The organism is Streptomyces aureoversilis (genome assembly GCF_042657885.1).
GTDB classification, from domain to species: Bacteria; Actinomycetota; Actinomycetes; order Streptomycetales; family Streptomycetaceae; genus Streptomyces; species Streptomyces aureoversilis.
Window position 1 is genome coordinate 124,754 of sequence record NZ_JBHSKJ010000003.1, and the last position, 21,304, is coordinate 146,057.

General features: G+C 70.7%; 34 protein-coding genes and 1 tRNA gene. 30 read left to right on the forward strand and 5 right to left on the reverse strand.

The window, feature by feature from the left end:
• Positions 1–287: 287 nt before the first annotated feature.
• A complete protein-coding gene (locus ACFPP6_RS05900) occupies positions 288–1,094 on the forward strand; it encodes a SigB/SigF/SigG family RNA polymerase sigma factor (RefSeq protein WP_382037899.1) in 807 nt (268 codons plus the stop codon).
• Between the two features lie 113 nt (positions 1,095–1,207).
• On the opposite strand, the gene ACFPP6_RS05905 is transcribed toward ACFPP6_RS05900, so the two are convergent.
• Both ACFPP6_RS05905 and ACFPP6_RS05910 read right to left on the reverse strand, forming a co-directional pair.
• Entirely contained in the window at positions 1,208–1,378 is a 171-nt protein-coding gene (locus tag ACFPP6_RS05905) for a hypothetical protein (RefSeq protein WP_382037901.1), read from the reverse strand.
• A 94-nt stretch (positions 1,379–1,472) separates the two neighbouring features.
• Positions 1,473–1,715, reverse strand: coding sequence for a chaplin (locus tag ACFPP6_RS05910; RefSeq protein ID WP_382037903.1), 243 nt, complete (start codon positions 1,713–1,715; stop codon positions 1,473–1,475).
• A 255-nt stretch (positions 1,716–1,970) separates the two neighbouring features.
• Between ACFPP6_RS05910 and ACFPP6_RS05915 the strand changes: the two genes are divergently transcribed.
• From ACFPP6_RS05915 to ACFPP6_RS05940, 6 genes are all read left to right on the forward strand, one after another.
• Positions 1,971–3,470 carry an SDR family NAD(P)-dependent oxidoreductase gene (locus ACFPP6_RS05915; protein WP_382037905.1) on the forward strand — a complete coding sequence of 500 codons (1,500 nt, stop codon included), beginning with the start codon at positions 1,971–1,973 and terminating at the stop codon, positions 3,468–3,470.
• A 6-nt stretch (positions 3,471–3,476) separates the two neighbouring features.
• Positions 3,477–4,175: a PhzF family phenazine biosynthesis protein gene (locus ACFPP6_RS05920; RefSeq protein ID WP_382037907.1), complete on the forward strand. Its 699-nt coding sequence runs from the start codon at positions 3,477–3,479 to the stop codon at positions 4,173–4,175.
• A 610-nt stretch (positions 4,176–4,785) separates the two neighbouring features.
• The gene (gene cbiE / locus ACFPP6_RS05925) at positions 4,786–6,054 is read left to right on the forward strand and encodes a precorrin-6y C5,15-methyltransferase (decarboxylating) subunit CbiE (protein ID WP_382037908.1); all 1,269 of its coding nucleotides are present in this window, start codon (positions 4,786–4,788) and stop codon (positions 6,052–6,054) included.
• Entirely contained in the window at positions 6,051–6,821 is a 771-nt protein-coding gene (gene cobM / locus ACFPP6_RS05930; protein WP_382037910.1) for a precorrin-4 C(11)-methyltransferase, read from the forward strand. The genes cbiE and cobM overlap by 4 nt, the downstream gene beginning before the upstream one ends.
• A 74-nt stretch (positions 6,822–6,895) precedes the next feature.
• Positions 6,896–8,119 carry a serine hydrolase domain-containing protein gene (locus ACFPP6_RS05935; protein WP_382037912.1) on the forward strand — a complete coding sequence of 408 codons (1,224 nt, stop codon included), beginning with the start codon at positions 6,896–6,898 and terminating at the stop codon, positions 8,117–8,119.
• 150 nt (positions 8,120–8,269) lie between these two features.
• On the forward strand, positions 8,270–9,532 hold the full coding sequence (locus ACFPP6_RS05940; RefSeq protein ID WP_382037913.1) for a tyrosine-type recombinase/integrase: 1,263 nt from the start codon (positions 8,270–8,272) through the stop codon (positions 9,530–9,532).
• Positions 9,533–9,801: 269 nt separating this feature from the next.
• On the opposite strand, the gene ACFPP6_RS05945 is transcribed toward ACFPP6_RS05940, so the two are convergent.
• Positions 9,802–10,050, reverse strand: coding sequence for a hypothetical protein (locus ACFPP6_RS05945; RefSeq protein WP_382037915.1), 249 nt, complete (start codon positions 10,048–10,050; stop codon positions 9,802–9,804).
• 161 nt (positions 10,051–10,211) lie between these two features.
• On the reverse strand, positions 10,212–10,628 hold the full coding sequence (locus tag ACFPP6_RS05950) for an XRE family transcriptional regulator (RefSeq protein ID WP_382037917.1): 417 nt from the start codon (positions 10,626–10,628) through the stop codon (positions 10,212–10,214).
• 208 nt (positions 10,629–10,836) lie between these two features.
• On the opposite strand from ACFPP6_RS05950, the gene ACFPP6_RS05955 reads away from it, so the two are divergent.
• The 23 genes from ACFPP6_RS05955 (at position 10,837) to ACFPP6_RS06065 (ending at position 20,896) form a co-directional block, all read left to right on the forward strand.
• Positions 10,837–11,184, forward strand: a complete 348-nt coding sequence (locus ACFPP6_RS05955; protein ID WP_382037918.1) for a hypothetical protein — start codon at positions 10,837–10,839, stop codon at positions 11,182–11,184.
• Positions 11,181–11,444, forward strand: coding sequence for a helix-turn-helix domain-containing protein (locus ACFPP6_RS05960; RefSeq protein WP_382037920.1), 264 nt, complete (start codon positions 11,181–11,183; stop codon positions 11,442–11,444). The genes ACFPP6_RS05955 and ACFPP6_RS05960 overlap by 4 nt, the downstream gene beginning before the upstream one ends.
• A gap of 77 nt (positions 11,445–11,521) precedes the next feature.
• The gene (locus ACFPP6_RS05965; RefSeq protein WP_382037922.1) at positions 11,522–11,893 is read left to right on the forward strand and encodes a hypothetical protein; all 372 of its coding nucleotides are present in this window, start codon (positions 11,522–11,524) and stop codon (positions 11,891–11,893) included.
• A complete protein-coding gene (locus ACFPP6_RS05970; RefSeq protein WP_382037924.1) occupies positions 11,890–12,354 on the forward strand; it encodes a hypothetical protein in 465 nt (154 codons plus the stop codon). Before ACFPP6_RS05965 ends, ACFPP6_RS05970 begins: the two co-directional genes overlap by 4 nt.
• Entirely contained in the window at positions 12,354–12,728 is a 375-nt protein-coding gene (locus ACFPP6_RS05975; RefSeq protein ID WP_382037926.1) for a hypothetical protein, read from the forward strand. Before ACFPP6_RS05970 ends, ACFPP6_RS05975 begins: the two co-directional genes overlap by 1 nt.
• Positions 12,725–13,096 (forward strand): hypothetical protein, encoded by a 372-nt coding sequence (locus tag ACFPP6_RS05980; protein WP_382037928.1) that lies wholly within the window; start codon positions 12,725–12,727, stop codon positions 13,094–13,096. The genes ACFPP6_RS05975 and ACFPP6_RS05980 overlap by 4 nt, the downstream gene beginning before the upstream one ends.
• Positions 13,097–13,115: 19 nt before the next feature.
• A complete protein-coding gene (locus ACFPP6_RS05985) occupies positions 13,116–13,331 on the forward strand; it encodes a hypothetical protein (protein ID WP_382037930.1) in 216 nt (71 codons plus the stop codon).
• A complete protein-coding gene (locus tag ACFPP6_RS05990; RefSeq protein ID WP_382037932.1) occupies positions 13,331–13,534 on the forward strand; it encodes a hypothetical protein in 204 nt (67 codons plus the stop codon). Before ACFPP6_RS05985 ends, ACFPP6_RS05990 begins: the two co-directional genes overlap by 1 nt.
• 2 nt (positions 13,535–13,536) lie before the next feature.
• On the forward strand, positions 13,537–14,580 hold the full coding sequence (locus tag ACFPP6_RS05995; RefSeq protein ID WP_382038508.1) for a YqaJ viral recombinase family nuclease: 1,044 nt from the start codon (positions 13,537–13,539) through the stop codon (positions 14,578–14,580).
• On the forward strand, positions 14,577–15,359 hold the full coding sequence (locus tag ACFPP6_RS06000) for an ERF family protein (protein ID WP_382037934.1): 783 nt from the start codon (positions 14,577–14,579) through the stop codon (positions 15,357–15,359). Before ACFPP6_RS05995 ends, ACFPP6_RS06000 begins: the two co-directional genes overlap by 4 nt.
• Positions 15,356–15,760: a hypothetical protein gene (locus ACFPP6_RS06005; protein ID WP_382037935.1), complete on the forward strand. Its 405-nt coding sequence runs from the start codon at positions 15,356–15,358 to the stop codon at positions 15,758–15,760. Before ACFPP6_RS06000 ends, ACFPP6_RS06005 begins: the two co-directional genes overlap by 4 nt.
• Positions 15,757–16,050: a hypothetical protein gene (locus ACFPP6_RS06010; RefSeq protein WP_382037937.1), complete on the forward strand. Its 294-nt coding sequence runs from the start codon at positions 15,757–15,759 to the stop codon at positions 16,048–16,050. The genes ACFPP6_RS06005 and ACFPP6_RS06010 overlap by 4 nt, the downstream gene beginning before the upstream one ends.
• Complete coding sequence (locus ACFPP6_RS06015; RefSeq protein ID WP_382037939.1) at positions 16,044–16,373, forward strand: hypothetical protein; 330 nt, start codon at positions 16,044–16,046, stop codon at positions 16,371–16,373. Before ACFPP6_RS06010 ends, ACFPP6_RS06015 begins: the two co-directional genes overlap by 7 nt.
• Positions 16,373–16,996, forward strand: coding sequence for a hypothetical protein (locus tag ACFPP6_RS06020; protein ID WP_382037941.1), 624 nt, complete (start codon positions 16,373–16,375; stop codon positions 16,994–16,996). The genes ACFPP6_RS06015 and ACFPP6_RS06020 overlap by 1 nt, the downstream gene beginning before the upstream one ends.
• Positions 16,993–17,820: a hypothetical protein gene (locus ACFPP6_RS06025; RefSeq protein WP_382037942.1), complete on the forward strand. Its 828-nt coding sequence runs from the start codon at positions 16,993–16,995 to the stop codon at positions 17,818–17,820. Before ACFPP6_RS06020 ends, ACFPP6_RS06025 begins: the two co-directional genes overlap by 4 nt.
• Positions 17,817–18,314, forward strand: coding sequence for a WhiB family transcriptional regulator (locus ACFPP6_RS06030; RefSeq protein ID WP_382037944.1), 498 nt, complete (start codon positions 17,817–17,819; stop codon positions 18,312–18,314). The genes ACFPP6_RS06025 and ACFPP6_RS06030 overlap by 4 nt, the downstream gene beginning before the upstream one ends.
• Entirely contained in the window at positions 18,311–18,538 is a 228-nt protein-coding gene (locus tag ACFPP6_RS06035) for a hypothetical protein (protein ID WP_382037945.1), read from the forward strand. Before ACFPP6_RS06030 ends, ACFPP6_RS06035 begins: the two co-directional genes overlap by 4 nt.
• Complete coding sequence (locus ACFPP6_RS06040; protein WP_382037946.1) at positions 18,538–18,738, forward strand: hypothetical protein; 201 nt, start codon at positions 18,538–18,540, stop codon at positions 18,736–18,738. Before ACFPP6_RS06035 ends, ACFPP6_RS06040 begins: the two co-directional genes overlap by 1 nt.
• Positions 18,739–18,793: 55 nt before the next feature.
• Positions 18,794–18,867, forward strand: a tRNA-Leu gene (locus ACFPP6_RS06045).
• A 33-nt stretch (positions 18,868–18,900) separates the two neighbouring features.
• Positions 18,901–19,188 carry a hypothetical protein gene (locus ACFPP6_RS06050; RefSeq protein WP_382037948.1) on the forward strand — a complete coding sequence of 96 codons (288 nt, stop codon included), beginning with the start codon at positions 18,901–18,903 and terminating at the stop codon, positions 19,186–19,188.
• A complete protein-coding gene (locus ACFPP6_RS06055; RefSeq protein ID WP_382037950.1) occupies positions 19,185–19,940 on the forward strand; it encodes a hypothetical protein in 756 nt (251 codons plus the stop codon). The genes ACFPP6_RS06050 and ACFPP6_RS06055 overlap by 4 nt, the downstream gene beginning before the upstream one ends.
• 48 nt (positions 19,941–19,988) lie before the next feature.
• Positions 19,989–20,681 carry a BRO-N domain-containing protein gene (locus ACFPP6_RS06060; RefSeq protein WP_382037952.1) on the forward strand — a complete coding sequence of 231 codons (693 nt, stop codon included), beginning with the start codon at positions 19,989–19,991 and terminating at the stop codon, positions 20,679–20,681.
• Positions 20,678–20,896, forward strand: coding sequence for a helix-turn-helix domain-containing protein (locus ACFPP6_RS06065; protein ID WP_382037954.1), 219 nt, complete (start codon positions 20,678–20,680; stop codon positions 20,894–20,896). The genes ACFPP6_RS06060 and ACFPP6_RS06065 overlap by 4 nt, the downstream gene beginning before the upstream one ends.
• A 65-nt stretch (positions 20,897–20,961) precedes the next feature.
• Here the strand turns inward: ACFPP6_RS06065 and ACFPP6_RS06070 are convergent, their stop codons facing one another.
• Complete coding sequence (locus tag ACFPP6_RS06070) at positions 20,962–21,183, reverse strand: hypothetical protein (protein ID WP_382037956.1); 222 nt, start codon at positions 21,181–21,183, stop codon at positions 20,962–20,964.
• Positions 21,184–21,304 lie beyond the last annotated feature (121 nt).

The window sequence follows — 21,304 nt, forward strand, 5'->3', positions numbered from 1 at the left end:
CTTTGCGGGCCGGACGGACCGCCGTGCGACCCCTCCGGCCCCCGCCGTCCCGCCGCCACCCGGCGCACCGTCACCCTGAGTGCCGCCCCCGGCGCTCCGAGTCGCGGGAACGCTCCCGCCGGGCGATCCTTGGAGCACGTGGCCGGCCCCCGGCCACCGCCCCGCGGCACGGCCGGGGCGACCCGCCGACCTGTTTGCAGGTGCCCCGCGGGGGCAGCCGCAACTACCGGAAGGTGCTTCCGGCCGGCAGGCACTCCTTTTGCTCAGGAGCGAGGAGGACCGTGACCATGGCCCAGACGATGCGCCGGCGCAACCGGGACGCCCCCGACACCGCCGATTCCTTCGCCCGCATGGCGGAACTGCCGGCCGGCGCGGAGCGCGAACGGCTGCGGCAGGACGTCATCGCCGCCTGGCTGCCCATGGCGGAGCGCATCAGCCTGCGCTTCCGCAGCAGCGGCGAGAGCCCCGCGGACCTGCGGCAGGTCGCGGCGCTGGGGCTGGTCAACGCCGTCGACCGGTACGACCCCCGGCTCGGCCACGCCTTCGAGACCTTCGCCGTGCCCACGATCGTCGGCGAGCTCAAGCGGCACATCCGCGACCACGCGTGGTCGCTGCACATCCCGCGCCGCGACCAGGAGCTGCGCACGGCCGTGCGCTCCGCCCAGGCGGCCCTCGGGCAGCGCGGCGCGCGGAGCCGGCCGAGCCCGGCCGAGCTGGCCGCGGAGTGCGGCCTGTCCGAGGACGAGGTGCGCCGGGGCCTGGCCGCCGAGGGCGTGCACAACACGCTGTCGCTGGACCACCCGGTCCTGGGTGCCGACGACCTCCCGCTCGCCGACACCCTCGGCGGCGTGGACCGGGCGCTGGACCTCGTCGTCGACCGCCAGTCCCTCAAGCCGCTGCTGAGGGCGCTCCCCGAGCGGGAGAAGTACGTCCTGTACTGGCGCTTCTTCGGCAACCTCACCCAGAAGCAGATCGGCGCGCGCCTCGGCGTCTCACAGATGCAGATATCCCGCATCCTCAGCCGGACCTGCGCGCGGCTGCGCGACGAGCTCGGCCCCGCCGGGACGCCGCAGCGCACCCCGGCCCCCGGCTGACCGGGTCTCCCCCTCTCCCCGGGACTCTCTTCTCTCCCCCCTCTTTCCCCCTCTTCCCCTTCTTTCCCCCTCGTTCCCCAGGACCTCCGACAAGGCAGGCACCAGCGATGACCTCAGGGCATACGCACTTGACCCCCGACCTCCCGCCCGTCGTGGAGATACCCGACCTCCCCGGCGCCCAGCGGCCGGGCCGCTCCGCCGCGGACGACGGCGGGGAGGGGCGCGAGGACGCCGGAGCCGGACACGGCCGTGGCGCCCACCACGAGGAACGTGATGGACGCCACGAAAGCGCAGGTCAGGATTCCGGCGGCTGACTGTGACCTTCCCCGCGCCTACCGCGCTGGTGGGTCCGGTGGTCCCACCAGGGCGCGGGGGTCACTAATCGGCGTTGACGCAGGTGTTGCCGAAGGTCGGGTTCAGGAGACCGACGATGTCGATCGTGTTGCCGCACAGGTTGATCGGGATCTGGATCGGGACCTGAATGACGTTCCCGGAGATGACGCCGGGCGAGCCCACGGCCGCACCGTTCGCTCCGGAACCGGCGAAGGCGACCCCGGTGGCACTGCCGACGGCGACCCCGGCGGCAGCGGTCAGGACGGCGGCCTTGGCGATACGCGACATGGCTAAACCTTTCTCATGGGTGGTGAGCGGCAATTGTGTCCGGTGTAACTGTGGGGATTGGTCCGATGTGGTCACTGAAAGGCATAAATAACCCGGAAGACCCAATAAGTGGTATGTGATGCATGCGGCGCCAGGGGCGGGTGCGTACCCTGTGCCGCAACGCTCGCGCCTGCGGGTTTGGTGCCACCACCGCTGTCTACGTACAGTTCCCTGGAAGCTTCATTCGAACAGACGAACTGGGACACAACAGCGGCGATGACGGTCACCGAGGTCACTGAAGGCAGCCGCGCAGGCGCAGGCACGGACGCAGAGGGCGAGTACGGGCCCGGCATCGACCCCGAGCGCATGGCGGTCTGCCTGAGCGTGCTCGAGGAGCTCGACGAACTGCCCGTCGACCACCCCGACGCCATCGCCGTCCGCCGCGCCACGGCCGGCATCTACCGCACGGTCAAGCAGCGCCGCCGCCAGGAGCGCCGGGCCGCCAAGACCGCCCACGACAAGTCGGTCACCGAGGCCACGGCCACCGGTGCCGCCGACCGGATCGACGACGAGACCCGCGGCATCCCGCTCGCCGCCACCGCCACCACCCAGATCGTCGGCATCCTCGAGCGCCCCCGGTCCTGCTACATCTGCAAGGGCCGCTACACCGAGGTCGACGCGTTCTACCACCAGCTCTGCCAGCCCTGCGCGGCGGAGAACCGCGCCCGCCGCGACGCCCGCACCGACCTGACCGGCCGGCGGGCCCTGCTCACCGGCGGCCGCGCCAAGATCGGCATGTACATCGCGCTGCGGCTGCTCCGTGACGGCGCGCACACCACGATCACCACGCGCTTCCCCAACGACGCCATCCGCCGCTTCAAGGCGATGGAGGACAGCGCGGACTGGCTGCACCGGCTCAAGGTCGTCGGCATCGACCTGCGCGACCCGGCGCAGGTCGTCGCCCTCGCCGACTCCGTCGGCGCCGAGGGTCCGCTGGACATCCTGATCAACAACGCGGCCCAGACCGTCCGCCGCACCCCGGCCGCCTACCGCGAGCTCATCAGCGCCGAGGCCGCCCCGCTGCCCGCCGGCGAGCTGCCCGCCTCGGAGGTCTTCGGCGCCTTCGGCAGCGGCGCCCAGCCGGCGCTGCCCGCCCCCGCCGGCAGCAAGCACGACGAGCTCACCCCGCAGGCCCTGACCGAGCTCGCGCTCACCAGCGGCTCCGCGTCCCTCGCCCGCGTCGAGGCCGGCACCGCCATCGACGCCGGCGGGCTCGTCCCCGACCTGGACGCCACCAACACCTGGATCCAGGCCGTCGGCGAGGTCGACCCCGTCGAGCTGCTCGAAGTGCAGCTGTGCAACGTCACCGCGCCGTTCGTCCTGGTCAACCGGCTGCGGCCGACGATGGCCGCGTCGCCGGCGCGCCGCAAGTACGTCGTGAACGTCTCCGCCATGGAAGGCGTCTTCAGCCGCGGCTACAAGGGCGCTGGGCACCCGCACACCAACATGGCCAAGGCCGCGCTGAACATGCTCACGCGCACCAGCGCCGACGAGATGTTCCAGACCGACAACATCCTCATGACCAGCGTCGACACGGGCTGGATCACGGACGAGCGGCCCCACCCGGACAAGGTCCGGCTCGCCGAGGCCGGCTTCCACGCCCCCCTCGACCTGGTCGACGGCGCCGCGCGCGTCTACGACCCGATCGTCCGGGGCGAGCAGGGCGAGGACCTCTACGGCTGCTTCCTCAAGGACTACAGCCCGGCCGGCTGGTAGCCGGACGTGGACGTCCACGTCCTGCGGGTGTTCACCGGCGGCCCGGACGGGGTGGCCGGTGCGGCGGGGGCCGGGGGCAACCCTCTCGGCGTCGTCCTCGACGGGCCGGCCGTGCCGGACGCGGCGGAGCGGCAGCGGCTGGCCGCGGAGCTGGGCTTCAGCGAAACGGTGTTCGTCGACGACGCCGGGCGCGGCGTCGTCGACATCCGCACCCCGAGCGGGCGTCTGCCCTTCGCAGGGCACCCGCTGGTGGGCGTGGCGTGGCTGCTGCGGCAGCAGGGGTACGCGGCGGACGTGCTGCGGCCGCCGGCCGGTGACGTGCCGTCCTGGACGGCGGACGGCGTCACGTGGATCCGCGCCCGCGCGTCCTGGGCCACGGGCCGCCGCCTCCAGCAGTACGCGATGCCGGCCGACGTCGACGCCCTCCCGTCACCGCCGCCCGGCGAGGGCTGGCTCTACGCCTGGGCCTGGCAGGACGAACCGGCGGGCCGCGTCCGCGCCCGCGGCTTCCCGCGCCGGGGCGACGGCATCACGGAGGACGAGGCGACGGGGGCGGCGGCCCTGTCCCTGACAGCCGCGCTCGAACGGAACTTGACGATCAGTCAGGGCCGGGCGTCCCTGATCCGCACCCGCCACGAGGGGAAGGACACGGTCTCCCTGGGAGGCGGGGCCGCCTCCACCGGGGTCCGCACGCTCACCCCCTGACGGCTCGCCGACCACTGCCGAGGCTTCTGACACACCGGCTTCCGGGGGCGCACCCGTTTCTCCCACCGGAGCCGCCGCGCAGGCCGGTGGGCGCCGGCCACCGCCGCCGTGGTGGCCCGCCGGTTTCCAGGCAGCAGGCCGTGCCCGTTTCTCCGCCGCAACGGCGACCAGCCCCCACGCGCTGCTCCGGCGGTGCCGAGCCGGCGTGCAGGTTGGCGGGCGCCGCAGGGTTGTCCGCGGTGGCGGCGGGGGTTCTGGTGCGCCGGTCTCCCGGATGGTGGGCCGTTCCCGTTTCTCCCGCCGCGACGGCGATCAGCCCCCACGCAGTGGACCGGCGGTGCCGAGCCGGCGTGCAGGTTGGCGGGTACCGCCGGACCGCGCCGCGGGGGTTGTTCGCCGTGGCGGCGGGGCTTCGGTGCGCCGGTTCCAGGCGGCCGGGCCGCGCCCGTTTTCTCCGCCGCCGCGGTGGTCAGCCCCCGTGGCGCGGCCCGGCGGTGCCGAGCCGGTGGGTGTCGGTGGGCCCCGCCCGGGGCCCGGCTGGGCGGGCTTCGGGGGTGGTCAGTAGAGTTCCCGTGCCCCCGCTCGTCGCGAATGCCGAGGTGTCAGCCCCGTGAGCCCCGCCCCCGCCGCCGTCACCGTCGTAGGCATCGGCGCCGACGGCTGGCCCGGTCTCGCCCCGGTCTCGCAGGAGGCCCTGCGCGGCGCCGAGGTGGTCATCGGCGGCCCGCGCCAGCTGGACCTGCTGCCCGGCGCCGAGTGCTCCGCCGAGCGCGTCGCCTGGCCCTCCCCGCTGCGCCCCGCCGTCCCGGGCCTGCTGGCCGCGCACGCAGGGCGCCGCGTGTGCGTGCTCGCCAGCGGCGACCCCATGTTCTTCGGCATCGGCCGCACCCTCGCCGACGTCGCCGGCCCGGCCGCCCTCCGCGTGCTCCCGCACCCGTCCTCCGTCTCGTACGCGTGCGCCCGGCTCGGGTTGCCGCTGGAGGAGGCGGAGGTCGTCAGCCTCGTCGGCCGCCCGCTCGCCGCGCTCACCGCGGCCCTGCACGACGGCCGCCACCTGCTCGTCCTCGGCGCGGGCGCGGACACCCCGGCCGAGGTCGCCGCGCACCTGCGCTCGCGCGGCTTCGGCCCGAGCCGGATGACGGTCCTGGAGCAGCTCGGCGCCCCGGCCGAGCGCCGTGTCGAGGGCACCGCCGACGACTGGCCGCACCCGCCGGGCGACGCCCTGAACGTCATCGCCATCGCCTGCCACCGCACTCCCGGCGCCCTCCGCCTCCCGCTCACGCCCGGCCTGCCCGACGACGCCTTCGAGCACGACGGCCAGCTGACGAAGCGCCACGTGCGGGCGGCCACGCTCGCCGCCCTGGCCCCGGCCCCCCGAGAGCTCCTGTGGGACGTGGGCGGCGGCTCCGGCTCGATCGCGATCGAATGGATGCGGGCGCACCGCACGTGCAGGGCGATCAGCGTGGAGCGCGACCCCGAGAGGGCGTCCCGCATCACCCGCAACGCCGAAGCGCTCGGCGTCCCGGCCCTCCGCGTGGTCACCGGCGCCGCGCCCGCCGCCCTCGCGGAACTGCCCACCCCGGACGCGGTCTTCATCGGCGGTGGCCTGACGGCGCCGGGCCTGCTGGCCGCCTGCTGGGAGGCGCTGCCCCCGGGCGGCCGCCTGGTGGCCAACACGGTCACCCTCGAATCCGAGGCGCTGCTCACCGAGTGGTACCGGCGCCACGGGGGCGAGCTGACCCGCCTGGCGGTGGCGCACGCCGTCCCCGTGGGGGGCTTCACCGGCTGGCGCCAGGCGATGCCGGTGACGCAGTGGTCAGCGGTCAAGCCCACCGACCCCGACCCGCTCACCGCTCCCGAGGGGAACTTCCCGTCATGACCGTGTACTTCATCGGCGCCGGCCCCGGCGCCGCCGACCTCATCACGGTGCGCGGCGCCCGCACGCTCGCGCGCTGCGCCGTCTGCCTGTACGCGGGCAGCCTCGTCCCGCGCGAACTCCTCGCCGAGTGCCCGCCGGACGCCCGCCTCGTGGACACGGCCGGGCTGAACCTGGACCAGATCACCGAGGAGTTCGTCCGCGCCCACGAGGCGGGCCACGACGTGGCGCGCCTGCACTCGGGCGACCCCTCGGTGTTCAGCGCCGTCGCCGAGCAGATGCGCCGCCTCGACGCTGCGGGCATCCCGTACGAGATCGTGCCGGGCGTCCCCGCCTTCGCCGCGGCAGCCGCCGCGCTGGGCCGCGAGCTGACCGTGCCGACGGTGGGCCAGACCGTGATCCTCACGCGCATCTCGCAGCAGGCCACGCCCATGCCCCCCGGCGAGGACCTCGCGACCCTCGGCCGCAGCGGCGCCCTGCTCGTCCTGCACCTGGCCGCGCGCTACCCCGAGCGGATCGTCTCCGAGCTCATCCCGCACTACGGCCCCGACTGCCCCGCCGCCGTCGTCGCCATGGCCAGCCGCCCCGACGAGCTGGTCCTGCGCGGCACGCTCGCCGACATCGCCGGGAAGATCAAGGAGGCGGGCGTGGTCCGTACCGCGGTCATCGTCGTGGGCCGCACGCTGGCCGCGGAGCAGTTCCCCGACAGCTACCTCTACTCGGCGGACCGGGAGCGGGACCAGGACCAGGGCGGCCGCTGCGCAAACTGAGGGCAGCCTATGCTTACCCCCAAATGATCATGTGGCCGCTCGTCCGGCCACGCCATTTCCCAGGGGGGAAGCGCATGTCGCAGCACGTATCCAAGGTCCTGAGGGCCACGCTCGTCGCCCTCACGGCGACCGCGGTCGCCGGCACGGCGGTCGTCCCGGCCGTCGCCGCGACGGCGCCGGGCGCGGACAAGGCGCACGCCGCCACGCAGGAGGCCCTGAACGGCCTGGTCGCCGCCGACATGCCGGGCGTGGCCGCCGAGGCCCGTACGCCCAAGGGCACCTGGTCCGGCTCCGCGGGCTACGCGGACACCGCGACGAAGCGCAAGCGCACCGCCGCCGACCACTTCCGCGCGGGCAGCATCACCAAGTCCTTCGTCGCCACGGTCCTGCTGCAGCTGGAGGCCGAGGGCAAGCTCAGCCTCGACGACTCGCTGGAGAGCCGCCTGCCCGGCGTCGTCAAGGGCAACGGCTACGACGCCGGCAAGATCACGATCCGTCAGCTCCTCAACCACACCAGCGGCGTGCACGACATGGTGTACACCCCGGAGTGGGACAAGGAGATGAACGGCCCCGGCTTCTTCGAGCACCGCTACGACATCAAGACGCCCGAGCAGATCGTCGCCATGGGCATCAAGTACGGCCCGGACTTCGAGCCCGGCAAGGGCTGGCGGTACTCCAACACCAACTTCGTGCTCGGCGGCATGATCATCGAGAAGGTGACCGGGAAGCCCTACGCCCGGGAGGTCGAGCGGCGCATCGTCAAGCCGCTGGGCCTGAAGGAGACCACCTTCCCGGGCACCGACCCGAAGCTGCCCGCGCCGCACCCCGTCGGCTACTCCAAGCTCTACGTGCCCAACCCGGGCCCGGAGATCCACGACGCCACCGAGTACCGGCCGTCGTGGTCCGGCGCCACGGGCGAGGTCGTGAGCACCAGCGGCGACCTCAACCGCTTCTACAGCGCGCTGCTGCAGGGCAAGCTGCTGCCCAAGAAGCAGCTCGACGCGATGCTCACGACCGTCGAGACCGGCGAGCACTACACCTACGGGCTCGGCATCATCTCCCGCAAGCTGTCCTGCGGCGTGCAGGTGTACGGGCACGACGGCGTCGTCTGGGGCTCCCTCAGCGGGTCCGCGGGCACCCGCGACGGCAAGCACATGCTCACCTTCAACATCAACGGTGACTGGCTCAACGAGAGCCCGCCGTTCGAGAACATGTTCGAGGGTGAGTTCTGCGGGGCCATCGCGAAGAGCGAGAAGAAGTTGGCGCCCCGGGCGGAGCTTGGCCCGGTAAACCACTAGGTCAGAGCCGCGGCGCACCCGGAGGTCCGCGATTCGCACTCTGTGATCGATGCAGGGACGTGAATCGCGAAGGGTGCGCCGCGCCGAACGTCCAGAAAACGGGAACCCCATGGGTACCCGTCGGCATGCAAGGCGGCCTATCGTCTCGTTATGGCGAGCATCGTGGAACGTCCTAAGAAGGACGGATCGATCACGTACCAGGTGCGCTGGCGCGACGGTGGGGGCCGCGCCGGCGGCATCCAGACTGAGAACTTCGGAGAGCTGGAAGCGGCCGAGGACTTCCGCGATCTGGTGAACGCGCACAAGCAACACTGGCCGCACGGCTGGGTCCGAGGCCATGGGTTTGTTGAGGAGGAGCGCATCCCGGGAGACCAGCCGCTGATGGACTTCGGCCATCGGTATGTGGACCGGCTCACGGGGGTCAACGAGCGCACACGAGAGGACTACGCGCGGGATCTTCGGCTTCATCTGTCGAGGCTTGTGCACACGACCCGCTCAGGACTGGTCGTGCCTGCGACAGTGTGCAACGTGGTGGCGGACGACGTCCAAGACTGGGTGAGGATGCAGAAGAGCGGCGTGCCAGACCCCGACCGCCCGGGGGAGTGGTTGCGTCGCAAAGCGGGCTCCAAGAGCATCCGGAACCGCCACGGGCTGCTCTTCTGCATCTTCCAGGCTGCGGTGGAAGCAGACCCGCCGCTTCGTCCTAAAAATCCGTGCAAGGGAACGGATTTGCCCCGTATCGACGACGGGCCGGACGAGGAGATGTGCTTTCTGGAGCCGGCGGAGTACGCGCGCGTCAGGGCAGAGATCAAAGATCCGGACGCGGCTGACCTGACGGACTGGCTGGTCACCTCGGGGACACGATGGGGTGAGGCCTCGGCGCTCCAAGTGCGAGACCTGCGGCTCAACAGCGACAAGCCTACGGTGAGCATCGTCCGCGCCTGGAAGAAGGCGCCTAGGAGCAGCACAGAGTCCTTCTACCTCGGCGCGCCGAAGACCAAGAGGGGGCGGCGGACGCTGCGCTTGTCGCCTAGTCAGGTAGAGATGTTGCGTCGGCGCACGGTGGGGCTTCAACCAGAAGCCTTCGTCTTCCGCACGGCTCTGGGATACGTGTGGCAGCACGCGAACTTCTACAGCCGGAAGTGGCAGCCAGCCGTGGAGGCCGCGGTGTCGAAGGGGCTGCCGAAGCGTCCACGCCTCCATGACCTGCGCCATACGCACGTCGCCTGGTTGATTGCAGCTCGGACTCCGTTGCCGAAGATTCAGTCTCGGTTGGGGCATGAATCAATCTCGACGACGGTGGATCTGTACGGGCACCTGCTGGAGAGTCTCGACGACGAGCTCAGTGCCGTCGTCGACGCCATGCTGGTGGTCCCGGAGCAGCAGGGATTGCGCATGGTGCGTGGGGCCTAGGTGAATGCGGGCGGTTAGTTGTGGCCTCTTCGGGCCATCTGGCCGCCCAAGCGGTATGCGTGGACGCTTGTACCGGCGAGCGCTCGGGCGGTCTGGGCAGCCCGTTCGCGGCTGTTCGGGGTTCCTTTAAGGCTGGATAGGCAGCCGTCGAGCAAGAGGCTTCGGCGACTCCTGCACAGTCCCACGGGCGATGCCGTGACCTCGGCGCTGTGTTTGGCGCCGAGGTCGATGGCAGCTTGAAAGCTCGGATTACAAGTGGCAGATGCCGCCTAGACGTCCTTGTCAGGGTGAGGCGTGCAGGGGCCGCCCCACCTCTGTTCCCACAGCCCGTTGCCCACGATGTGTTCCAGTCGCTTATTGATCTCGGAGACCACCTCGGGGGTCATCTGACCGCGACGCACGAGCATCACGAACTCCCCGTCTCGCTCCAGAGGCATGATCACCTCGCCGTCAGGCAGGAGATCACTTAGCTCGAACCGCGCGCTTGCTCTCTTCCTGTCCGCTGCCTCGTCTGCCATGTGTCCCCCGTAGGCATGAGCGCACTCGGACTGATCGCAGGCTGGACCAGCCCGGATGCGGGGTTCTCATCAACACGCCCCCCAGGCGGACCCTCATCGTGCCAGGTTGGACAGGATTGAACTACTGGTTCTGCGCATAAAGATCGCAGGTAAGGGCGGACTTACTCGCTTCGTGGTGAGGATTCGAAGGCGTCGAGTAGCCGAGCCAGCTGCTCACGCTGCTTCGGGGTATACCGCGCCACCTGTTCGACCAGTGCACGCGCCTCCCCCGAGGCGCTCCACGTGGAGTCGATACCGAGGAACTGCGCGCCGGCGGCGTCCTGCAGGCGGCCGAACGGGAGCTCAAGCGCTCGGGCGAGCGCTTTTAGCTCAGGCACCCGGAAGGGGATGGTCGGCTGACGGGTCTCCAGGCGGTGGAGCACGCCAAGCTTGATGACGGGGGCGCCGGCCGTGTCGGTGGTGCGAGATTCGAGGGCTTTGAGGCTGAGGCGGAGCTCAGCGCGCCGGTCCTTGACGAGGTCAGACAGGTCCCAGCGCTCTTCGTGCGTCGTCTCGTCCTGTTCGACCATGGTGGTCATCCTGCCATCCCGGTTCCGTTTACATGCCAATGATGTCCATGGTGCCTGAGTGACAGCGTTGTCGTCACTGCTGCTCAGAGGGCCTAGCCATCTCGCTTGCTGAACGGATTGTCCATCCTGTGCGACACGGGGCAACAGGTACCCCGGCTGATTTGACGCGAATACAACACTCCGTTCATTTCGATGGACAGAGCGTTCATCTCATGCCATGCTGAAGACGTTCAAGCAGATGAACGCTCCGTTTGAGGAGGTGAACGTGGCTGCCCGTGACGATCTGTACCTGCTAGACGATCGCGACCTGCTCATACGCCTCATGCAGCGCACCGGATCGGGACAGCGAGTCACCGTGCGGGATCTGGCGGAACGCGCCTCCGTGGCCGTCGGCACTGTGGGAAACCTGACCAGCGGCGCCCAGCAGTGGGTGACCTACCCCACCGCACGCGCTATCAGCAACGCAATCGGCGTAGATCTGCCGATTCTGTTCGTCCGATCCGGGCGAGCCGTGCCGGTGTCGGAGGCTGAGGCCACACCGCTTTTGAGACGGACCGCCGTATGAGCAGCCGGTACACGTACCCGGAAGCCGCGGCCAAGCTCCGTGTCGAAGAGACCTGGCTCCGCCGCCACATCAAGAAGCTGCCGCACTCGAAGAAGGGGCGCGTCGTCACCTTCTCCGAGGCAGACCTCGACGCGGTCGACTCGCTCTTCCACTACACACCAGCGACGGGCCCGTTGGCCCCTCCATCGACTGCTTCAGCAGGTGCCCATCCCCTGGCTCATCTGAAGCCGCTGCCCGGCCGCTCACTGCGCCGGGCGTAACAGAAGGGGTCGCTCCGACTTCCCGGCCCGAGCGACCCCACACGGATCACCTCACCAACACAGAAGAGAGGCTCACCGTGACCATCAACAATATCCAACCACCCCCTCAGCTCCCCGCTCCCCTCACGGAGCGCCTGCAGTACGGGCACCGAGCCGCCCTGGCGGTAGCCGAGCACCTGCTCAACATCAGCCCTGTCCCGCCGCGCGAGGTCACGACCACGTACTCGGGGCATGCCCTGGACACTCCGCGGGTCGACCTCCACTTCTTCGGCTCCTCGGACGGTGTCGAGGCCCTCGCGGAGGTGCTGGGCGTGCCGGCGGAGTCGGGGCCCCACGCGATCAACGCGGACTCCACGTACACGTCGATGACGACGATGCTGGCCGGGGTCACGGTGCGTGCGTGGTCGCTGGTCCGTTCGTCTCAGGGTGCTGAGGCGGTGTCCCGGTGAGCGGGGAGGCGCGCGTCCGGACCGCGCGAAACATCATCGTCGCGACCTGGGAAGCCTCGCGGGATCCGCTGGCCGACGCGGCGTCGGAGGCCGCGCAGGCGCTGGAGGACGCGGGTCTGCTGCAGTCACCTGAGGTGGCCGCGGAGATGGTGCGACTGCGAGAGCTGGAGCTCGCGGTCTACGTCGCGGTCAGCGAGCTGGCCAGCCTCGTCGCGGCTGCGCCGTCGGACGGGCTGACGACCTACGAGGCGCGCTATGAGGGGCAGACGCTGCGCCCGTACACGAGCCTCGGTGCCGCTCAGCAGCACTGCGAGGAGGACGCCCGGCGGCTGTATTCCCGCCTTCGGTTCGTCTGGGCGGGCGATGAGCTGCTGATGCGCAAGGACGGCGAGCTCGTCGCCACGGGGCACACCGTCGCGGCCGTGCCGGTCGCGTCCTTCTACGGTGCGAAGGGGGCGTGATGAGCCTTCACGACAGGCAGCCCGTGACGGGGCCGTTCAGGGTCTACGTGGATCCAGCGTCGGCGGGGGTCGAGATCGATGTCTCCCACATGATCTACGCGCTCCTGCGTCAGCTCGCGGCGGACTTCGAGGAAGACCCCGACGGAGTCGGCGAGATCCTCACCGAGATTGCTGCCGCGGACCGGGCGGCCAACGGCCCGGATTCCCACGCGACGCACGAGCGGGACGCTCGCCTCGAAGGGCTGCTGGAGTCGATCGGCGGCGGCAAGGTCCCGGTGTATGGGCAGCAGGTGTTGCGGCTGGCGGAGCGGCTGCGGGTGCTGGGGATGCCGAAGTCGGTGCCGCACCAGCGTGAGGGCGGTGAGGCTGCATGAGCGCCCGTCGTGTCCTCTTCGATGCGCTGGTCGCCGGCGCCCCCGTGTCCGAGCTGGACGCGGCCCAGCTCCTCGCCGACCACAGTGACGAGGTGCTCCGTGAGCTCAGGAAGGCGCAGGCCCGGAAGGTGCAGCAGCGTCCTCATGCCAACCATGTGACGGCTGCGCGGAAGCTGCGGCAGGCGCCGGGCAAATGGCGGGTGGTGGCCTTGTACAAGGACATGCCGGCGGCGCAGGGCATTTGCTCGAAGGTGCGCACTGCCGAGCTCACAAGCTACGCCCCCGCTGGTGCGTTCGAGGCGAAGGCGTCGGTGACGAAGGCCGGCTGCCGTGTGTACGTGCGCTACGTGGGGGTGGCCGGTGAGTGAGTCCGGGTTCAGCCCGAGGGTGGCGGATCTGCTGGCGGCCATCCGGAAGCAGGGGGGTGCGTGGACCACGCACCGGGTCCTGCGCACGCACAGCAAGAACGGGCACGCCGCTCCGAACCGGGGCACGGCCCGCCGGGACCTGGACCTTCTCGTCCGTGCCGGCCATCTGGTCCGGCACTACGAGACCCCGGACCGGATGTTCTTCACGCTCAATCGGGCCAAGGGGGATGGCTGATGTACACCATCAGGCGACTGTCTGAGGGGGAACGCGCTCTCTGTCAGGCCGAGCGCGGCGAGATCCGCATCGGCCCGGACGCTGCGCGTGAGATCGCTGCCCGGCATCAGGCCGCGTACGGCGATGCCGTGTGGCCGAGCGACCCCGCGGAGGCAGCGTGGGACGAGGCCGTCGCTGCCCTGGGTGGAGGCGATGCGTCGTGACGATGACCGTGTCGGCCGGGGCCCCGGCCCCGGCCGCCGGCCGCCGGGTTACCCCCACCGGCCGCCTCGTCCTCCCCGCCGACGCCGACCGCGAACTGTGGCTCCAGGCCCGCCGCTCCGGCATCGGCTCCTCCGACATCGCCGCCATCCTCGGCATCAGCCGGTACGGCAACGCGCTCTCCGTCTATCACGACAAGACGGGCGGTCTCCCTCTGGAGACCGACGACTCCGAGCCCGCTCTGTGGGGACGGATCGACGAAGAGGGCATCGCCCGCGAGTGGGCCCGCCGCAACCGCAGCGTCGTCCGACGCGTCGGCCTCGTTGCCAACACCGACCGCCCCTGGCAGATGTGCACCCTGGACCGCCGGGTCCTGGAGTGCCCGCTCGCGGACGGCCGCGAGAAGTGCGCGGTAGAGATCAAGTGCCGCGACAAGATGAAGGCCGGCCAGTTCCGCAAGGGCGTCGCGGACGACGTCCTCGTGCAGACACTCTGGCAGGCCGACGTGTGCGGCTACGACCACATCCACGTCGCAGTGCGCCTCGGCGGCAACGACTACCGGCAGTTCGTAGTCCGGGTCGCCGATCACGCCGAGCTCATTGCGGACCTGCGCGAGGCCGGAGCCCATGCCTGGCGGCAGATCACCGAGCGCCGGCCGCCGGTCCTCGCCGCGGACGCCGACCCGGACGTCCTCCTCGACCTGTACGAGCAGCTCCATCCGGACCGGGGTGGTGAGCCCGTCGCGATCGACCGGGACGGCGATGCCCTGGACGCGCTGTCCGAGTACATCGAGGCCGCGGCCGCCGAGTCCGCCGCCAAGAAGCGGAAGAACCAGGCAAAGGCCCAGCTGATCGCCGTCCTCGGTGACGCCGACCTCGCTCTCCTCGGTGGCCGTACGGCGTACAGCTACGACGAATCATTGCGCGAGCACTGCGACGTGAGGCAGCTCGCCGAGCGGTTCCCGGAGGCCTACGCCGCGTGCGTCGAGGACCGGGTCAGTCGCCGCCTGAACATCCCGAAGTCTGTGCGTGAGGAGCTCGGCCTGTGACCACTCTCGCTGACCGCGCGGCTGCCGCTGCCGGCCGCACCGTGCAGGACACCCCGCCCGTCGACAACTACCTCACCGCTGCCGATGAACAGCCCGCCGCGATGCCGGACATGGGCGAGTACGAGCCTGGTCCGGACGACCCCGAGATGGTGCCCGTCCACCTTGCCTGGCTCCGCGTCCGCCGTGACGTCCGCGCCATCGCCAAGGGCGAGCAGTACAACGGGGGCGGCACCCGCTTCAACTTCCGCGGCGTCGACACCGTCGTCAACACCTTCGGCCCGGTCACCCTCCGGCACGGCGTGAACATCTTCCCCGCCGCCGTGGAGGCCGACTACCGGGACACGACGACCAGCAAGGGCAACAAGATGCGCGAGTGCACCGTGCGCGTCTCCTGGCTGATCATCGGCCCGAAGGGCGACACCATCACTGCCCAGTCCCAGGGTGAGGCGCTCGACTCTGCCGACAAGGGCACCGCGAAGGCACAGTCCGTCGCCCTGCGGGTGCTCCTGCTGACCGGCGGCCTGACACCGACCCACGACAAGGACCCGGACTCCTCCTACATCGAGCGCGGCAACGAGGCGCCGGCCCGCTCGGCGGAGTCCTACCGCGACGAGATCCTTGACATGAAGACGTCGCCCGGCCGCCTGAAGCAGATCAGTTACGAGCTGGGCAACCTGCGCATGCTCGGCAACCGGGTGCAGAACGAGACCGGTGAGTGGGAGACCCTCGACGCTCTCGGCCGCCGGACCTACGACGAGCGCACCTGGGGCGCGTCGTGATCATCAGCCGCCGCAAGTACGACACCCTGCGCGAGGAACTCGACCAGCTGAAGGCCGAGCGTGAGGCCGACCGTCAGGCCCGGCGTCGGCTGGTTGTGGATCTGCGGGAGGCGCACGAGAGCCTCACGAAGATCACGGCTCACGACGGGCGGCTTAGCGCGCTGCTGCAGACCACGCAGCGGGACCAGGGCGCTGAGGTGGCGCGCCTGGAGGGCCGTCTGGAGCGCACGGTCCGAGGGTGCGCCCGCTACCGGAGCGAGCTGGAAGACCGGGACCGGGTGATCGGTCGGCTGACGGTGCAGCTCATGGGCGCGATGGGCTACAGCCCTGAGGAGCTGCGGCTCCTCGGGCTCGTCCCGGACCGCGCTGACAGCGAGCCGGGCCTGGAGGCGGCGTCATGATCGCTTCCGTCATGGCGACCGGGGTTGGGCTGTGCGGGCTGACGGCCGCGGCGTGGTCGATCAACGGCGGCCTGATCAGCGCCTCCGCGCGGCTGCGCCGGGTCCGGCTCGCCCCGCAGCCGCCGTACGCCGGCTTCGATCTGGCCCTCGTCTACGCCGTCCGCTACCTCCCGTGCCGTCCCTGCGAGCGGCCGCACATGCCGCACGAGGTCGACGATCAGGCGCGCACCGCCCGGTGCGTGGAGTGCCGGACCGCCCGGCCGCTGACCGCCGAGGAGGGCCCGTGTTGAACGCCCTCGACCCGTGGGTCATCTTCCTGACCTGCATCGGGGTCACGTCACTCATCGCCGCCGGCGTCATCCTCCTCGTGGTCATCGTGTGGGGCCTCCGGGAGATGGCCCGCTGGGTGCGGGAGATGCGTGGTGGGCCGCGCGGCCGGCACCGGGCAGGCGGCGCAGCCGCGGAGGACGGGCTCGACGACGCCGAGCCGGACCCGCTCGCCGGGCTCAGCCTGCCCGGCGTCTGCGCCGAACACGGCCCGGACATGCACCACGTCCATGCCGACGGCCGCCGTACCTGCTGGTCCTGTGCAGCATTGACCGGGGAGGCCTAGTGACCACCTCCGAAACGCTCGTCATCCCCGCCCCGGCTCCGGCCGGGGCGGGCACCCGCCCCCTGGTGATCGGCCTCGACATCGCCCTCGGTATCACCGGGGTGGCCGGTACCGGCTGGACCGACATCATCCGAACCGGCGACCGCCGAGCCGAGGAGCGGCTGATCTACATCGTCAAGACCGCCGCCAGCTACTACCGTCACGCCGACTACGTGGTGATCGAGGGCCCTTCGTACGGCAGCGCCAAGCAGACCGGGCACGACGAGATGTCCGCCGCCCGCTGGATGGTGCGGTGTGACCTGCACCGCCGAGGCATCCCGTGCGCGGTCGTCCCGCCGGACTGCCGAACCATCTACGCCACGGGCAAGGCCCGGTGGAAGCATCCCGAAAGTGGCCGGAAGCTGAGCTCGGCAGAGGTCAAGGGCATGGTCCGCGATGCGGTGTATGAGCGGTACGGCATGCCGTGCGACGGCGCTGGCCGCTATGACCAGGCCGATGCTTACGTCCTGTTGGCCATGGGTCTGGACCGGCTGGGGTCTCGGCTGGCTGACGTCCCCGAGGACCACTATCGCGCGCTCGCCGGCTGCCAGTGGCCCGGCCTCGGGACGAGGGCCGTGTCATGAGCGACCGCCCGCACGGCTACCCCCGGTACAAGCTCGACGGCTGCCGCTGCTACCCCTGCGGCTGGGCTGTTGCCCAGTACAACGACGCCCGCGAACACGCCATCCGACGCGGTCAGTGGCTGCCCTACGTGAGTGCCGAGCCGGTTCGCCAGCACATCCGCAACCTGCAGGAGTGCGGCCTCGGACTCCGCATCATCGCTGCGGCCGCAGGCGTCGACCGCAAGCGCCTCCAGGCAGTGCTCAACGGCCGGCCGGAGCGCGGAACCCCGCCACAGAGGCAGGTCCGCCCGGCCCTGGCAACCGCTGTGCTCGCCGTCGAGCCGACCCTGGACCTTCTCGGGGCCGCAACGGTCATCACTGCCGTCGGCACTGCCCGTCGTCTCCAGGCCCTCGTGGCCGCGGGGTGGCCGCAGCACCACCTCGCCGTCCGGCTCGGCATGAAGGACACCAACTTCAGCGACACGCTTTACCGCAGCCGCGTCACGGTCCGGACCGCACGGGCAGTGCTCTGCCTCTATGACGAGCTCTGGCGCGCGGACCCTCGCGAACACGGCGTCGGCAACCAGGCATACAGCCGCGCACGTAACCATGCCGCAGCCCGTCAGTGGGCTCCGGTCGGCGCCTGGGACGACGACACCATCGACGACCCGGCCGCCTTCCCTGACTGGACCGGCCGGTGTGGCACGTCGCAAGGCTACGACGCTCATCACCGGCTCGGTATCCCGTACTGCCAGCCCTGCCGCGGCGCCAATGCGGCATACGCCCGGGCGCGGGCCGCAGCCCGCCGTGCGGACGCCCCTGACCTCGAAGGAGCCCAGCCATGAACTCGTGGCGCAACCAGGCTGCCTGCGGCGGCATCGTGAACGACACCTTCTTCGGCGACCCCACGGCGGCCAAGCGGTTCTGCCGGCAGTGCCCGGTCCGGCCGGAGTGCCTGGACTGGGCGCTGAAGACCGGCGAGTGGCACGGCGTCTGGGGCGGGCTGGACGAGGACGAGCGGCGTGACCTGGCGCTCCGCCGTCGGGGCAGGCCTCGCGTGCCGGATGGCATGTCGCCGCTGCTCCAGCAGCTGTTCTACGACCGGACCACCGAGATCCTCGGCGGCCACCTCCGGTGGAACGGGCCACTCGCCGACGGCCGCCGGCCGCAGCTTCGCCACGAGAACCGAAACCTCAGCGTCTACCGGATCGCCTTCCGGATCGGCCACGGCCGCGAGCCGCAAGGCAGCGTGACCTCCCGGTGCGGCTATGACCGCTGCGTCGCTCCGCAGCACATGGAGGACAGGGTCATTCGCTCCGCGGTCCGGCCCGCGGCGTGAGTGGCATATGGCCGCCGGCCACGCTCCCCGGGCTCCACATCGACATGGGCGACTACACCCGCCCGTGGACTCCGAGGCGCGGGACATGGCTCCGCCTGCCTACCGCGGACTACCTGTGCGGCAGGTGCGGCTGGACGGTCCACGCGAGCGCGGCCGGCGTGCTGACCATCACCGAAACGATCAACGACCACCAGTGCCCCACTGAGGCGGAGGACGACCACTGATGAATGCCACCACCGGCTCCAGCACCCCCGACGGGCTCGAACCCTATGCCCAACCTCTGATCTGGTCCTTCGGCGAGCAGCCCGTCATCAGGGTCCACGTGGCCTTTCACCCTCGCCTCCACGTGGAGAGCCGTGAACTCCTGATCGGCGACATCACCACAGTCGTCGACGACGTCCTCCGCGCCGCGCTGCCTGACTGATCACCGCACGGCCCCCGGGGCGGGGCGACCACGCACCCCCGCCCCGGGAGCACCAGCCCGGATCGCTCAACGGGAGAAGCGGCCGCCTTAAAAGCGGCTCCAGTGCGAGTTCGAATCTCGCTCCGGGCACTCAGCACCACCGCAGCAGAGGAGGGCCGCCTGATGGCCTGGGACGCCAAGAAGGCTATTGCCGAGTACCGCGAAGGCGAGTGTGACAACCCACGCTGCCTGAACCGCCTGCATGCATTGGACAAGCAGCGCACTGAACTGCTGGACGCGCACGGTCTCCTCTCCAAGATCATGCAGCGTGCCAAGGAGCACTGCACGGACAGCCAAACTGCCCGCGAGATCTACACGGCCATCGCCCATTACAACCTGGGCCGCCGCGACCACGGCGCCGAGCTTCCGCGGCTTCCTTCGAACGCCACCGACAGCCGGGGGCCGGCATGAACGCCAGCCCTACCGCCGCAAACCTCTGGCACGGCTACAGCCTGCGGGACATAGACAGCCTCTCCCGTCTTGTCATCGTGATCGACCGCTGGTCCAACGCCATGGACACCCGCGACCGGCAGGACGCCGCGCGTTTCGCTATCACCGAGTACCTGATCACCGCCGACGAAGCGCCCACCCGACAAGATCTCGTCCGGCTCGGCCGCGCAGCAGCCAACCGGCACGTCGCCACAGAGATGCGCTACCACGGATACGACCCGTGCCACGTCGACCGGGGCCAGGGCGGCATGGCTCGCTTTCAGCGCTACTGGCAGCACACCAGCCACCTTCCATGGGACGAGCAGATGGTCGAGCGGCTGGCGCTCGCCCAGGTCTGGCCGCGCCTGACCCTCGCTCAGCAGCAGGCGCTCATGGCCCTCGCGATCACCGGCGACCACCAGGCCGCCGCGGACTACCTCGGACTGTCGCTCGGGGCGTTCTCCGGACGCCTGCGGAAGGCCCGCCAGCGCGTCCTGGCCTTGTGGCACGAGCACGAGACGCCCCGCCGCCAGGCGAAGGACCAACGGGTCCTTGCCCGCTCGGGGACCTATCGGGGCCGGCGCCTGCTCACCGAGCAGGATCTCGAAGCACTACGGGACCGACGGGCCGCTGGCGCAACGCTCCGCCAGCTCGCCGCGGAGACCGGATACAGCGCCGGAGCCCTCTGCAACCTCCTCAAGGGCAAGCGTCGCCCTGCACGCGCAGCGGCCTGACTCCTGCCGCTGCATTCCCGCACAGGCACGTCGAAAGGCGGAACCGCCGTGAACATCGAACGCTTCCACTCCGACGCGGGCTTCGACATAGAAGTCCTTCCGCGAGGAACCTCGTTCATCGTCCTCGCTGCCGGCCTTGCCAAGGGCCTGGCCTTCAAGGATGCCTACGACTTGGTGCGCAGGCTCAACGACGACGAGAAAGGGTCCGGACTAGTCCGGACCCCCGGCGGTGACCAGCGTGTTTGGCACGTCACCGAGCCTGGCTTTTACCGGGTGATCGGGCAACGGCAGGTCGCACGCATCAAGGACAACACGATCCGGGACCAGGTGGACCGCTTCCAACGCTGGATCTTCCATGAGGTTCTGCCGTCTTTGCGCGAGCACGGCCAGTACGCCCCGCCCGTGCCCGGGAATTTCGGCGAGCCGGCCGTCCTCACGTGGGAGAAGGCCGCGGCGCACCTCCGGCAGCGCTTCGGACTGCCGGTCGACGACGCCGTGGCCCTGCGTGAACGGCTGACCGACGCAGGCGTCCTCAAGCTCACGGGAACACCGCGCAAGGAGTTCCGTGATCTCTTCTGGCCGACCGGCAGCCGCTTCGACATCCACGCCCACGCCCTGCCCATCCTGGCCGGCCGCCTGACGCAGGCGCTCTACGACCTCGCCGCGGCGCAGGCCGGGGTGCAGACGGCGCTGGAGCTGGACGCGATCGGCCGGGCCGCGCTGGAAGGCGGTCACCGATGACCAGGTCGTACCTGACCGGCGCCGCCCGCATAGCCGAGGCTGAGCGTCTGGCGCCTCTGTACCGGGACGGCGCGAAGATCCGGGAGATCGCCGCCGTGACTGGCCGGTCCTACGGCGGCACGCGGGCGCTGCTCCTGCTCGCCGGGGTGAAGCTTCGTCAGCGTGGCGGCGAGCCACGGCCGATGCCGCTCAAAGTTCCGGGTCGAGACCGGTGACCTCGCGTCCGGGCAGTGGAGGGGCGGTCCGTACGGCCAGCCCCCGCTGCGCTCAGAGCGCGGACCTACTTGGCCAGCGATTCCAGCCGGGCCCGGTCCTGGATGGCGCGCTCGTAGAAGTCGGGCGTGACGAGGTATGCCCTGCGCCGGCCGCGCACGGTCAGGGCGCTGACGAGGCCGTCTTCGCGTACCTGCTCGATGAGACGGGTGAGGAGGGGGCGGGCGACCGTGAGCGGCACCTCTTGGATGCCGTCCTCGGCAATCTGCGGGCCCGGTTCTGTGGTCATGGCGAGAGTGTAAACCATGCCCATTCTTGCCATCATTGCCAATCTTTAAAGTTTGGTGAGATGATGGATGTGCGGCAAGCGGGCGCACAACCGCCCTGAGCTGCCCCTTTTCTCTGCGCCC